Raw genomic sequence first — 14370 nt, 5'->3', positions numbered from 1 at the left:
ATGAAGAAGCTATTCATTCTATTCGTGTTTTTTGCGGGGCAACTATACGCCCAAAACAGCAACTTATCCATCGTTTCAAGCGCCACGAGTGGAGGAACCTGGTCGCCGCTATTATCCTCTGCCACCACCCAAACGACGTATACTTTCACCCCTAATGCAGACAACGCGACCGTCAGTACGGCAGAATTAGACGAATTGTTGCGTGTGAAAATTAGCAACGTCATCATTAATACGGCTTGTGCAGGCTGCACACAGCCGGGTCAAATCGATTTTAATACGACGCTGAATTCGTACAATCAAAATAGTCCTACCTACAACAAAACGCTCACCTTCAACGCGGCCTCAGACGTAACGATACCTAACGCCATTGCGATGCGCAGTACCACTTCGAACAGTTCAAATAAAGGTTCCTTAAGCTTAGTGATTAACACCCCTGGAAACATTACCGTGACGGCTGATATTTCGATGGCGAATATAGTGCAAACCTGGGCTACCGCCATTCTAAATGAGGGCGGTTCTGTGACGCTCAATTCGACTGCAGGGGCAGTGAAAGTCACTGGGAATATCAATTGCAGCGGTACCGAAAATTTAACCAATTCAGGTCTTTATACAGGGAATGGAGGAGCTATTACCATAAATGGTCCAGCAGGCGTAAGTATTACGGGTACTTTATTATCCACTAGTCGGACGAATTTTGCTGGGGCTATTACTATTTTAGATGGAAACACAAGTGTGACGACGGGCGGGGCGAATGATGGTATAAGCGGCCTCATAAAGGGGGGAGCTTTTAAGAAATTGGGTTCTGGAATCCTGAAGTTAAGCGCGACAAACAATGCCGTAACCTCTTCTGAGCTGGCGGATGGAACCTTGCAATTAGCGGGGGGCACGGCTTTGCCAGACTATAACACGTTATCATTTACGGGGGCGAACACGACCTTGGATTTAAACGGAGTTTCGGAAACGATTGGTTCGATTGCTAGTTTAAATGGCTATGGGAAAGTGACCAGTAGCGTGGCGGGGAATATCACGTTAACGGTGGGCTCGAGTAATATGAATACGGTGTATACCGGTTTGATAGAGGATGGGCTGGGCGTTTTGTCTTTGGCCAAATACGGAGAATCTTTCTCCCTCGGAAATGCCACCCACAGCCAAGCGAACACCTACACCGGTTTGACCACGATCTACGCGGGAACCCTAGCGATTTATAACAGCCGTTCCTTAGGAATTACGAGTGGAGGGACGATCGTCAGAGGGTCTGGAAAATTAGCCTTGTACAACAACATCCAGGTGGGGGCGGAGGATTTAGCCCTGAATGCCTCCGGTGTCACCTTATCGAACGAAAGTGGGAATAATAGCTGGGATGGACCTGTTGTCTTAGGCCAAACCACCACCCTCAACAGCACCGCCGGCACACTTTCTTTAACGCAGACGATGACAGGAAACAATGTTTCCCTAGTCACGACAGGCGCTGGTTCGATGACACTCAGCGGAACCCTAACTTTAGGTACAGGAGGCATTACGAGCAATATGGGCACTTTTTCCCTTTTCTCTGCCGGTATTTACAGCGGAGCAACGACCGTCTCGAGTGGCATTGTACATATTCGAAATAGCGGATCCTTAGGTTTCGGCACAGTCACCGTGGCGCTGGGAGGAAGCTTGCAATTGCAAGGGGGAATAACTATTTCTAATACCCTAAGTTTGAAAGGCACAGGCCCCCTCGGGACTGGCGCACTCCAAAGTGTCGCAGGAATAAATGCAGTAAGCGGTACGATTACTTTGACGGGCGATACACGTATGAATGCGGATCTAAACAGCCAGTTAACCATAAATAGCAACCTTAGTGCAGGAGCCATGGCCTTAACGCTTGGGGGAGCTGGAAATGTCTTTTTGAATGGTAGTTTGACTGGAAGCGGGAGTCTGGTGAATACGTGGGGGATTAGTCCCGTTTCCTTGAATCTTGCGACTAGCTTGATCAAAGATGGCACGGGATCATTGACCTTGAATGCTGCCAATAGTTATACTGGGGCTACGGTCATTAGTGGTGGAAATCTGGCTTTAGGGGCGACAGAAGTGGTTAATAATGCTTCCATGATTCTTTTTAATGGAGGTAAATTGAGTTCGGAAGGTTTTTCGGAGACCTTCGGGCCTATTTCGATTTTGTCAGAGGGCTCTGAGATTGAATTAGGTGCAGGTGTTCATGAGTTGCGTTTTGGCCCTAAAAATACGTGGGATTTTAGAACCCTGAACATAAGCGGCTGGCAAGGAACCGCCGGTATTTCTGGGACGGATGGACGTATTTATGTGGAAAATAGCGCTGTACTTTCGTTAACGGAAGTAGAGCAGGTGAAATTTAGTACGGCTAATGCGATTCAATTGATATCGGGAGAACTAGTCCCGAACGCCATAGCTCAAAGCGGGAATGCGAATATTCGTTTTATGACCGGGATTACGGTGAATGGAACGTGGTCCCCCGCACTTTCGAGCGGCGCCACGAATACGACGTATACCTTTACTCCCTCCGCGAATCACGCGAATATAAATCCAACGGATATAGACCTAATTTTGCGCACCCGATATAGCCATGCTACGATCAATACGGCCTGTGTTTCTTGTTCCCAATCGGGAATTATTAACGTAAATACACCCATCGAAACCTGGAATGATCATGGACCCACTTTTAACAAGTTGTTGACCATTAATGCTGCATCAGAAGCGAACATTTTGTCCCCTATCGCCTTGCGCTACGCTACGGATGCTTATGGAGATAAGGGGGTTTTGAGTTTTTATTTGAATACGGCGGGGAATATTTATGTGAACGCAGCGATAAATACGAACATTCCGCTTTCTCGAAGTTCGACTATTCCATTGACGGATGGTGGGAGTGTGTATTTGAATTCAACGGCTGGTTCGGTTTTAGTCAACGCGGCTATTAACACGAGTGGGGCAGTTAGTACAACGAACGCTTCGTCTTATTCCGGAGTCGGAGGGACGATTTCCATCACGGGTGCTGGTGGGATTAGTGTGTATAACACGCTAACGGCAACAGGACGAACATATGGTAATTTAACTTTTAGCACCGGAAATAATGTGGTGACGACGGGTAATGGGGTAAATGATGGAATCACGCGTGTGATGATAGGCCGTACGCTTTCCAAATCAGGTACAGGAACACTCCAGCTAAGCGCAGCGAATCAGATTTCGGACACTTATCTGTATGGAGGAATTTTACAAATAGGGATAGCAGGTGCCATTCCATCTTATAGTACAGTCAATTTTTCAGGAGGCCATTTAAATGATGGAGGCTTTAGCTCTACGTTAGGTACACTATATGTGTATAATAATGCTACAATTACCTTAGGAAATTCAGCCCATGAGTTGAAATTCACGAATTTAGGGTCCTTGTCAGCTACTAAAATGTTGACTTTTGCGATGGGTGATGGGTCGGTAGCGGATTTGGGTTTGAATATGTATGGGGCTTTCGTTAGTACATCCACTTCGTTTGTTAACCTTTTTGGCAAAAAGCAAAGTACGCTCACAGGCGGATTAGGCCGTTTCGGAACGGTAGTCTCCTCGATTATTGGTGCGCCAGGAAGTCCGGTGCGTGTTTATTTGGGCTATGACTTAAGTACATCCCAAAAAGCCCAAGTCCAATTCTATAACTCCAGCCTGGCGAAATACTACACCACGACGCAAAAGCCCGTGGCCGTCACGAATGGCGAGATGTTGCCATTGGCGGTGAAATAAAACTAATTCCCTAATCTATAATACCTTTGATTCGTTGCTAAAAATGGCTTCTCTGCATAGACGATGGCATCGAATAATTTGCAGTCGTAGCCGGCTACTTTGTTCAATACTTTCAGTTTCACGTGGTGTTTTCCCGTCGCTAATTTGTACTTCCAAGTAATCTCGTGACGTCTCGTTGTGAAGGCCACCGGTAGTTTTACTTTTTCAAATAGCTTGCCATCCACAAATACTTCTAAATCAAAAGTCCCTGGATCCAAGGACGCCCATTTCGCGGTTTCGCCGCGCACCACGAAGCCATTTCCCTCGAAATCGAAGTCATATTCGTCGGTTAAGTTTTTACTGATGTTAATCTTCTCTGTAGGGAATGAGTGGTCAAAACTTTGTTCGAAAGCTACTGCTTTAGGGGCTGAATAGGGAATACTTACGGCGTTATCGGAAACGCTACCGCCGTTGTTTTTGATATTTTGCAGGGCGTGTTTGAAACCGATTTCATAGACGTCATTTAGCGAAGTGGACGTGTATTTAAAGTCAATGTCTTCTGCCTCTTGTAAGCCTAATTTCCAATAAGCCGGAATCCTGTCATATCCGATCATCGCACCTAAAATTCCCGCTGCAGATGACGGATTGCAATCCGCATCTTGTCCACAGCGAGTGGAGATTTCAATCGTTTTGCCAAAATCCCCATTACCATACAATAGCCCTATCACCACATACGCGGAATTCACGGTCGCATCGATGTTAAACGGAGCGAAAACGCCGTCCGGACAACCAATGTCGTTCGCCCATTTGTTTTGGACTTCTAACCAGGTTTTTGTCCAATCGTTCGGGTATTGTTTGTGCCATTTGATGACATCGGAGATGCATTTGTAGTATTGGCTGTTTGCTGGGATGGTTTTCAAAGCTTCAGCAACGACCTTGTTAATGTCGTTGTTAATGAATGCTAACGTATAGCAGGCCCCTAAATACACCCCACCATAATAGCCGTCTCCGTAGTTCATGATGTGCCCGATTTTATCGGAGATTTTGGATGCCGCATTCGGCATACCTGGCGACATTAAACCCGCAAAGTCACATTCAATTTGGTAATCGATACAATCCGCGTGCGGATTATTTTCCCAATATCCAGACGCTGGAGGCATCATCCCGTTCAAGATATTATAACGTCCTGCCTGATTTGCATGCCAAAGCGCATAACCCGCATTCGCATACGCCTTCGCGTGTGATTCGATAGGCGCATTCAATCCCTCTTTTTCGAATACTTCCACGAATGTCAAATCCATATACAAATCATCGTACAATCCCGGATTATTGATCATCGTGTTCTTTAAATAGCCATCATACCACGGAATTGGCTGGTAGGAATTGATCATCGTGCCATTATAGCGAAACTCCATAGGACCCCCGAAAGTCACTCCAATCGTCTGGCCAGCCCAGCCACCCTTGATTTTATCTTTCAAGACGGCTTTGCTCATCGAGATATTTTGCGCTTGTGTCGCGAAGGCTAGCAAGCATAGGAAGGCTATTTTTTTCATTTTTTTGTCGTATTTATTCCCTGTAAATTAATAATTATTTTTCAATTTCTGCCTTACCTTTGCGTCGTGAAACGCATCGTCGCTCTTTTATTGTTCTTAGCTATGCAGGTTCCCTTGATGAATCAATGGGGTGCCGTGGCATACTACCGCATTAATCGCGACTATATTGCTGAAAACCTTTGTGTGAACCGCGATAAACCGATGTTGAACTGTAATGGTCAATGTTATTTAGCGAAAAAACTACAGGCAGCAGAGGAAAAAGAGCAAAAATCAAATTCAGAGCGTTTAGAAAAAATGCCGGAAGTGGTGTTGAGCTTTCAAGCCATTCAACCGGTATTTACAGCTCGTTTCATTGCTTCTGAACTCGTTGAAAATCATTTCACATCAACGGAATTCTTTCCTAACTCAGCCGCTAAAGGCTTTTTTCATCCTCCACAGGTTTAATTAATTTTCTTGACACTTTACCCTTGGCTTGAAGTCATGGGCATTACTCATTTTAATTAATTATACATGAAACAGCTATTAATAGCGGTGTTAATAGGTATAACATCACTAGCGCAAGCGCAAAAAATCAAAGTACTTAATTCGATTACAAACGAGCCTATCGTAGGCGCTAGCCTGAAAAAAGGCGATAAAACAATTTCCATTTCAAATGAAAGAGGGGAATTCCAAGTTAAAGAAAAGGGAGAATTCACAGTAACGGCTTTAGGTTTTAAAGCAGCGAAAACGACTGGGGAAACAAGCCCTATTTTTCTAGAGGAATCCACTCAAACCTTAGAATCAGTCGTGGTAACTGCCTCTCGCCAAGCGGCGACGCGTGCGGAGACGCCTGTTGCCATTCATAAAATTGGATCTGCGCTGATTCAAGATACGAAAGCACTTCAATTAACGGAGATTATCAATAAAGTTCCGGGTGTGGTGATGTTGGATTACCGAAATGAACAACACGGGATGGGTATTCGCCAGCCTTTTGGTACATCTGCTTATTTCTTGTACATGGAAGATGGTCTTGCATTGCGTCCTTTGGGGGTATTTAATCACAATGCCTTAATTGAATCGAATCTACAAGGATTGAATTCAGTGGAAGTAATTAAGGGACCAGCGTCCTCCCTTTATGGGCCTGAGGCCGTGGGTGGAGCGATTAACTTGATCACGAAGACGGCACCGGGAATTCCTACGGCGCAAGTGGGTTTACAAGTAGATGAGTGGGGTTACAACCGCGTGCAGTTCACTGCAGGGGCACAAGTAGGCAAAAAATGGTCGATTATGACGGGCGGTTATGTAGCGCGCCAAAAAGGCTCTTGGGCCTCTAATTCCGACTTCGACAAGTCTTCGATCAACGTACGCTTAGATTATCAATTTACGCCTAAGACGAAACTTTGGGGTTCTTTTGCCTATAATGATTACTTCTCGCAGACAGGTGGGAACATCGACAGTACGGGCTATTATTCTCGTAGCTATAAAAGCCCGGCGGATTTCACTTACCGCTCATCGTTCTCGTCTCGCTCTCGTTTAACGTTAGAGCACAAATGGTCGGACAATGCGAATTCTAGTTTGACTGCTTTTTATCGGGATAATGCCTTAGGCCAAAACCCATCCTATTCGATTTCTTGGACAAGTCCAGCAGTTACGGCTTCAGGACAAGTGAATCAAAACAGTTTCAAAAGCTTTGGCTTGATGGGGCAGCACTCGCAAAATTTTGAATTCCTGAACTCAAAATTAGTAGCAGGATTTTTGTTAGATCGCTCACCAAATGATTATTGGGCTTACAAAATTAACTTAGCGGCGACGCTTCGCCCAGACAAGAAATCGGTGGAGAAATTCACGATTACACAAGTCTTGCCATCGACGTTCTTAGGCAATTATTCGGCGGTGATTTGGAACAAAGCGGCTTACGCGCAGTTTGACCTGCATCCAGTAGAGAAATTGCGTCTTTCTTTAGGAGGTCGTTTCGATCAAATGTCCTTTGACTATACGAACTTCATCGATAATTCGACGGGCACAAAAAGCTACGAACAATTCTCGCCTAAGTTAGGGGTCACGTATGAGGCTTCCTCAGCCCTAGGTTTCTATGGTAATTTCTCCAAAGGCTTCTCGCCACCTGCCCTTTCAGCGGTATTCCGCGCGAGACCAGCGGCACAAGCGGCGGCAACAGGGGAGAAATTCTATTTAAGCATTGACCCAGCTGTTTTTTCGAATTACGAAGTGGGAGGTTGGGCCTCTCTTTGGCAAAATAAAGTCTTCTTTGATTACACATTCTATCGTTTAGAGGGCAATAATGAACTTTTAGGAATTCGCCAGCCGGATAACACGACGGATTATCAATCTGCGGGTAAGACCTTGCACGAGGGGATTGAGTACCAAATCACGATCCGCCCGAACGATTCTTGGAACTTCCGCTTTGGAGGAACGAATGCAAAACATACGTTTGTGGATTTTGTGTTAAGTACAAAATCAACAGATGCTTTGAAAAATGTGAATGGCAAAGAGATGCCGCAAGCGCCTAACTTCATCGCGAATTCAGAGGTGACTTACAAGTACAAAGGAGCGCGTATTGCCTTAGAATGGCAAAAAATTGGGCCTTGGTTCCAAGATCAAGTGAACAAAGTAAGCTTCGAAGGCGTATCTGTTTTCAATCTAAGAATGGGATATAATTACAAAGCGTATCAATTCTTCACTAACATCTTGAATCTAGGTGATGCTTTATATGCCACCACGGCGACTCGTGGAAATAACGCTACAGATAAATCAACCTATACGCCAGCGGCTCCTCGCACAGTGGTTGCCGGTGTACAAATCGACGTATTCCAACTATTCAAAAAATGAAAAAATTAATCCTTTTGCTCGTTTTCTTTGCGCAGATCTCTTTCGCGCAAACGGTGTCTAATCCTGCTAATCAGGCGTTAGACCCCTCTTTTGCACTGAAATCAAACGGCGATGTCGTTCTATCTTGGGTAGAGAAATCAGCTAATGGGGTTTTGTTCTTTCGAAAAGTCAATCAGGGGCCTGCTGAGCAGGTCCCTATTGATAAAAAAGCGTCAACTCATGCAGAGGGTATGCCTAAACTGGCCTATAAAGCGGATGGCACGTGTATCCTTTTGTATGAGATGAATCGCCCTACAGCAGCGTCTCGATTTAATGGAGATTTGCTATATGCAATGGAGGTGAATGGGGTTTGGCAAAAACCACAACACATTCACCAAGATACCGCGGCAGGACTGAGCCACTCGTTTGGGAAGATCATTTCTCTGCCGAATGGTCAGGTGGGTGCGTATTGGTTAGATGTGAAAGTAGGGCCAAAAGGCCGGACGCTCGTTACGGCTTCTACTGCGCCTGGTTTAGGTTTTGGGGACATGAAAATTCTCGACAAACAAACCTGCGAATGTTGCCGGATCGATGCCTTAGCTGATACAAAAGGAAATGTTGATGTGATTTACCGCGATCTGAACGACAAAGGAGAACGCGATATGGGGTACATTCATTCCAATGATTTTGGCAAAACCTATACAGAATCAGTACCCTTGTATGAAGATCACTGGAAAGTAAATGCATGTCCTCACGCAGGACCGTCTTTAGTTCGTGGGTCAAAAGGCCTAGAAGCCGCTTGGTATACCGGCGCAGAGGGTTCTTCTGGCGTAAAATGGGCGTATCAAGGATCTAAAAAGATGATTCTCCATTTACTTGGTGATAAAATCAGGATGCCTCAGTTAGCCTCGAATCCGAAAGGAGAAACGGCACTCGTTTTCGCCGAAATCAAGCAAGAGGGCGATCGTTATTACAAGCAAATTGGCTTCGTCGTAAAGGATTTGTCCGGGAAATTGACCAAATCCTATGTTTCAGACCCTGCCTTTGATTGCTCTTATCCAGCGATTAAATGGGGTGGAAAATCCTGGATCATTGCTTACGAGGCGGTTAAGGAGGAGGTAAATCAAGTGGTTCAAGTTATTTCAAAATAAGAGCGCGCTATTTTTCTGCTATCTTTACATTGATGAGAAAAAGGCTGATCGTCTTGCTGTGTCTTTTATCGCTTTCATTGAAAGCGCAGCAGATCTCCTTTGACCAAATCACCAATCTCCCCGTTTCCGGATTAAAAAATCCTTGGGCGGGTGGAATTAATTCGGTGCATTTTTTTTCCATTGACCTCGATGGCGACGCGCGAGAAGACCTCGTTGTTTTCGATCGCAGTGCGCAACATCTGAAGACTTTTTTAAGAAATGCCAGCGGTGGTTTTACCTATTCTCCCGGTTACCAAAAACGTTTTCCCCTCATCGAAAACTGGATGAACCTATTGGATTACGATGGGGATGGAGACAAAGACCTTTTTACCTCGACTCCCGGCGGGATTCAGGTATATCCGAACGTCGGTAATAATTTCCCTAAGTCAACAGGCACCCTCAAATCAACAGGCCTCAATGGCCTCATCAATATCTACGTCAGTGCAACAGATATTCCCGCCATTGCGGATATCGATGGGGATGGGGATTTAGATATTTTGGCCTTTGAATCTGCGGGGCATTTTATCACGTATTATGAAAATACGGGAGATTTGAAATACGTCACCAAGTCCCTTAATTGGGGCAATTTTTATCTGAATGATTGTCAGGATATCACGTTTGGGTTGGTTCCAGAATCTGTTTTAAGTACTCAGTCTACAGCGGCGGTTCAACATGCCGGAAGTACGTTAGCTTTATGGGATCCGGATAAAAATGGAGTCTATGATCTGATTATAGGCCACGTGGGTTGTCCAGGATTTATCTTCCTAAAAAATGAGGGGACTCGTGAGAAACCGAAGTTCCGCAATGCAGACTATAATTTCCCAACTAGTGCGCCACATACTGTTCCTTCTCTTGCTAGTGGATCACCCATTGATATCGATGGAGATGGCGTTTTGGATTTGATCGCGTCATCCCATTTGCCGGATCTGAATCCGGCTTTGGAAACGGCCTCTTATTACCGGTCTGAAAATGGCCAACTTACCCTGAAAACCAAGGTATTTCTCCAAGAAGAAATGATCGACGTGGGCGATAATGCCTCGCCTGCATTCTATGATGTGGAGGGTGATGGGGATCTGGATTTGTTGATAGGAAGTGGCAGTGTCACTTTTTATGAAAATGTGAATGGGGTGTTGTCGTTTAAATCGAGGGATTTTTTAACGCTTGCCGGAGCTTCCTCAGTACAATTACAAGTTGTGAATGGTCGCCTGATGTTGTATTATGTAAAGGGTTCAGCCGCGTTTTATCGGGTCTATTCAGGAGGACAGCTAGGCGAAGAAAAGGCTTTGAATGTTGTGAGTCTTCGCGAAACGCCTCGGCTTTATGATATCAATCAAGATGGCTCGCTGGAACTCGTGGTTTTGGATTATTTAGGTGGCACACGGGTGTATGATTGGTCGGATTTGGCCAAACCTTACCAGCGAATCGAAACCCTATTTCGCGGCATTGCTTATGCAGATATCACGGGAGATGGCAATGCAGAGCAAATCACCATTGATGCTTCAGGTTCTATCTATGTGTCCGGTTTAGGGCTGGAAGTGCAGCGTTTGCCTTTTCAGGTAGGCCAAAATGCCCAAATATCTACTGCCGATTTCAACCGCGATGGCAAAATCGATATCGTAGTCGGACTTGCCTCTGGCGGAGTTCAATTGCTCCAAAATACCTCGGACATTATCGTTCCCTCGGAGGAATTGTATGTGTGGCCTAACCCTTCCACATCGCTCATTAATATTCGAGTGAAAAATGCAGGATCGTTGCATTGGTTTGATCTTTCAGGTCGCGCTTTAGGCGGTGCGATTTCGGTCGATGCAGGGGAAACCTTGCGCATTCCTGCGCCGTTGCCAGGGGCAGGAAATTATTTATTGAAATATGAGTCTGCCAAAGGTTCGGCCACTCAAAAGGTGTTGATTCAGCCTTAAATGAAACAAATCTGACCACTTACGTGTTTAGCAAAAATGAAACAAACTCTACTTTTACTGCTTTTTTCTTTTTCGGTTTTGGCCCAAAACAGCGGCCGAATCTCTGGAAAAATCGTTGATCAATTAACGCAAAAGCCGATTGCTGGGGTTTCTGTGACGCTGGATGGTTCTACAAAAGGCGTAAATGCAGATGACAAAGGAACTTTCCGTTTAACAGGTTTGGCCTTAAAAACATACAACATTTCATTCTCCGCGGTAGGCTACGAGAAATACACGGCCTTCAACGTGATCATCAATGCGGGTAATGAAAATTTCTTGAACATAGAATTACTCCCATCAAATCAGCAATTAACGGAGGTGGTAGTCACCCAAAACCGCCGCACCGCTAAAGCCGCGACCCTCGAATCTCCACTCAGCGTTCAACGCTTAACAGCGGAGGAAATCAAGAGCAACCCAGGTGGAAACTTCGATGTCAGCAAAGTAATTCAAACCCTACCCGGTGTAGGGGGAGGCCCACAAGGCGGAGGCTTCAGAAATGACATCATCATCCGTGGCGGAGGCCCGAACGAAAACGCCTATTATCTAGATGGTATAGAAATCCCTGTATTAAATCACTTCCAAACCCAAGGTAGCAGCGGAGGCCCGCAAGGAATGCTAAATGTGTCTTTTATCGAAGATGTGAAGCTTAGTTCTTCGGCCTTTGATGCGCGTTATGACAATACGCTAAGTTCTGTTTTTCAGTTCAAACAACGCACGGGTAATCCGAATAAATTCCAAGGTAATGCGCGTCTAAGTGCGACTGAATTCGCTTTAACGACTGAGGGGCCACTTTCTAAATCAGGTAAAACCACGTTTTTAGCCTCTGTTCGCCGCTCGTATTTGCAGTTCCTTTTTCAAGCTTTAGATATTCCCATTCGCCCGAATTTCTGGGACGGACAATTTAAAATCACGAAGCAAATTAACTCGACTACCACTTTATCGCTGATGGGACTAGGGGCGATTGATGACTTCTCTTTTGGTCCGCTGAAAAAAGCCACGCCGGAGAAATTGTACATCTATAATGCGAATCCGTTGATTAATCAGTGGAATTATACGCTAGGGATGTCGCTCAAGAAGTTGCTGGATAATGGCTATGTGAATGTGGCCCTTTCTAGAAACGTGTTTGACAACAATTTCTTGCGTTATGAGGACAATTTAAAAAAGGATCCATCGCAATTAAACTTTGATTATGCCTCACGCGAAACGGAAAATAAGTTGCGCGTAGACGTGAACAAGAATACCAATGGCTGGAAGATCAATTATGGCCTTTCTGCGCAATTCGTGGAATATGCGAATAGTACCTACCAAGTTTTGAATAATACGATTCCAAACCCCGCCATACGTTTAGCTTATCCAACAACGACTATTTCTTACACGAGTCCCCTAAATTCGCTTTGGAAATACGGTGCCTTTGCGCAAGTTTCGAAGACCTTTTTTGACTCTAAATTAGGTCTAAGTGCTGGCCTTCGCACAGACATGAACAGCTTCACAACGACGGGAATGGATCCTTTGGAAACAATTTCTCCCCGCGTTTCGGCTAGCTATGTATTGTCTGAAAAATGGACGGCAAATGCTTCAGTGGGTCGCTACTTCAAATTAGCGCCGTATACGATTTTAGGCTATGCTATTACACCTCCTTACAGTATGTATAGCCTCGCATACACGCCGCCTCATTTAGTCAATCAAGATGCGAAATACCAGCAAAGCGACCATTATGTAGCAGGACTAGAATACTTACACGACGAATCGTTGCGTTTCACGGCGGAAGCCTTCGTGAAGGAATATGCGAATGTGCCTATTTCAAATGCTAAGGGGATATCATTGGCGAATTTAGGTGGTGACTTCAACATTCTAGGTAACGAAGATGTCACGACTACGGGTAAAGGTCGTGCCTACGGTTTTGAGTTATTTGCCCAAAAGAAATTGACCGACAAATCGTTCGGAATCTTGTCTTACACCTATTACCGCAGTATGTACAGCGGTTTTGATGGCAATTTAATCGCCTCTAGCTGGGATAACCAACACTTATTAAGTGTGACCTGGGGCTATAAATTCCCACGCAACTGGGAGTTAGGTCTTCGTTTCCGTTACCAAGGAGGCGCACCCTACACACCTTATGATGAAACTACGTCCAAGTCAAGTTACCTGACTTTAGGCCAAGGAACCTTTGATTACTCGCGTTTGAACACACAACGTCTTCCTAACTTCCATTCGAGTGATGTGCGTATTGACAAGAAATACAATTTGAAGAAAACGACCATCGATTTGTTCCTAGACGTGACCAATTGGTACATCGCCGTGAATCCAGGAATTCCCACCTACACGTTCAAGCGTTTAGAGGATAATTCAGCCTTTGCGACGACGAATGGTTTACCTATTGCCAAAGACGGTAGCAACGCCATTCCTACCCAATTCTTAAATGACAAGGCGCAGGTAACGCCTACGATCGGATTTATAGTGGAGTTTTAAGGCTTTGTATAGCTTTGGCAAATTCCAAAGCATGAGGGCCGTCACCATGGATACACCAGGTGTCGGCCTTTATTTTTTCCACCTGATCTAGCACATCTTGTATTTCTGTGATGCAAGCCCCTGGCTGACTGCGCGGAGTTAAGGAACCATCACTTTCATAGCGACGATCGGCAAAAGCCTCTTCTGCTGTTTGTAGACCCATTGCCTGTGCGACCTCGATCGACTGGCTGCCTTTCAGTCCGAATAAAATTAAGTCTCCATTCACATCCTTTACCGCTTTCGCAATGGCCTTTGCGACATCAGGATTTTTAGCCGAAGTATTATACAAAGCACCGTGTGGCTTCACGTGATTTAGCGTTCCACCTGCAGTTTTTACGATTTGATTCAGCGTCTCTATCTGCTTTTTCACCAGCAAATAGATCTCCTCTGGGCTCAGTTCAATCTCTTTTCTCCCAAAATTCTCTCGATCTAAATAGGACGGATGCGCCCCCATTTTAACTCCGTGGCGAATACACAATGCCACCGTTTCGCGCATGGTAAACGCATCCCCCGCATGAAATCCGCAGGCAATATTTGCTTCATCGATGTAGGGCATGAGTGCGGCATCATTTCCAATGCCTTCGCCAAGGTCGCAGTTGATTTGCATATAATAGGTAGCTAAAAAAAAGCCTGTGT

Annotated in this window: 8 protein-coding genes; 6 read left to right on the top strand and 2 right to left on the bottom strand. The window is 45.2% G+C overall.

Annotated elements, in window-relative coordinates; genetic code table 11:
- Positions 1-3744: a beta strand repeat-containing protein gene (locus tag SKC35_RS06275; protein WP_377978549.1), complete on the top strand. Its 3744-nt coding sequence runs from the start codon at positions 1-3 to the stop codon at positions 3742-3744.
- A gap of 2 nt (positions 3745-3746) precedes the next feature.
- Here SKC35_RS06275 and SKC35_RS06270 read toward each other — a convergent pair whose 3' ends face one another.
- Entirely contained in the window at positions 3747-5276 is a 1530-nt protein-coding gene (locus SKC35_RS06270; protein ID WP_377978548.1) for an ADP-ribosylglycohydrolase family protein, read from the bottom strand.
- 66 nt (positions 5277-5342) lie between these two features.
- Between SKC35_RS06270 and SKC35_RS06265 the strand changes: the two genes are divergently transcribed.
- From SKC35_RS06265 to SKC35_RS06245, 5 genes are all read left to right on the top strand, one after another.
- Positions 5343-5720 carry a hypothetical protein gene (locus tag SKC35_RS06265; protein ID WP_377978547.1) on the top strand — a complete coding sequence of 126 codons (378 nt, stop codon included), beginning with the start codon at positions 5343-5345 and terminating at the stop codon, positions 5718-5720.
- 66 nt (positions 5721-5786) lie between these two features.
- On the top strand, positions 5787-8102 hold the full coding sequence (locus tag SKC35_RS06260; RefSeq protein WP_377978546.1) for a TonB-dependent receptor domain-containing protein: 2316 nt from the start codon (positions 5787-5789) through the stop codon (positions 8100-8102).
- Positions 8099-9232: a hypothetical protein gene (locus tag SKC35_RS06255; protein ID WP_377978545.1), complete on the top strand. Its 1134-nt coding sequence runs from the start codon at positions 8099-8101 to the stop codon at positions 9230-9232. Before SKC35_RS06260 ends, SKC35_RS06255 begins: the two co-directional genes overlap by 4 nt.
- A gap of 32 nt (positions 9233-9264) precedes the next feature.
- Entirely contained in the window at positions 9265-11187 is a 1923-nt protein-coding gene (locus SKC35_RS06250) for an FG-GAP-like repeat-containing protein (RefSeq protein WP_377978544.1), read from the top strand.
- 36 nt (positions 11188-11223) lie between these two features.
- Positions 11224-13695, top strand: a complete 2472-nt coding sequence (locus SKC35_RS06245) for a TonB-dependent receptor (RefSeq protein WP_377978543.1) — start codon at positions 11224-11226, stop codon at positions 13693-13695.
- On the opposite strand, the gene SKC35_RS06240 is transcribed toward SKC35_RS06245, so the two are convergent.
- Complete coding sequence (locus tag SKC35_RS06240) at positions 13679-14341, bottom strand: 5-oxoprolinase subunit PxpA (protein ID WP_377978542.1); 663 nt, start codon at positions 14339-14341, stop codon at positions 13679-13681. The genes SKC35_RS06245 and SKC35_RS06240 overlap by 17 nt on opposite strands.
- Between the last annotated feature and the right edge of the window lie 29 nt (positions 14342-14370).

The sequence above is a fragment of the Aquirufa originis genome, from assembly GCF_042714495.1.
Lineage (GTDB): Bacteria > Bacteroidota > Bacteroidia > Cytophagales > Spirosomataceae > Aquirufa > Aquirufa originis.
This window is presented reverse-complemented; position numbering and strand designations above follow the sequence as displayed.

Excerpts from the sequence above, each read along its gene's own strand:
- SKC35_RS06245 (WP_377978543.1), top strand. The coding sequence starts at position 11,224 with ATGAAACAAACTCTACTTTTACTGCTTTTTTCTTTTTCGGTTTTGGCC.
- SKC35_RS06240 (WP_377978542.1), bottom strand. The coding sequence starts at position 14,341 with ATGCAAATCAACTGCGACCTTGGCGAAGGCATTGGAAATGATGCCGCA.
- SKC35_RS06250 (WP_377978544.1), top strand. The coding sequence starts at position 9,265 with ATGAGAAAAAGGCTGATCGTCTTGCTGTGTCTTTTATCGCTTTCATTG.
- SKC35_RS06260 (WP_377978546.1), top strand. The coding sequence starts at position 5,787 with ATGAAACAGCTATTAATAGCGGTGTTAATAGGTATAACATCACTAGCG.
- SKC35_RS06270 (WP_377978548.1), bottom strand. The coding sequence starts at position 5,276 with ATGAAAAAAATAGCCTTCCTATGCTTGCTAGCCTTCGCGACACAAGCG.
- SKC35_RS06275 (WP_377978549.1), top strand. The coding sequence starts at position 1 with ATGAAGAAGCTATTCATTCTATTCGTGTTTTTTGCGGGGCAACTATAC.
- SKC35_RS06255 (WP_377978545.1), top strand. The coding sequence starts at position 8,099 with ATGAAAAAATTAATCCTTTTGCTCGTTTTCTTTGCGCAGATCTCTTTC.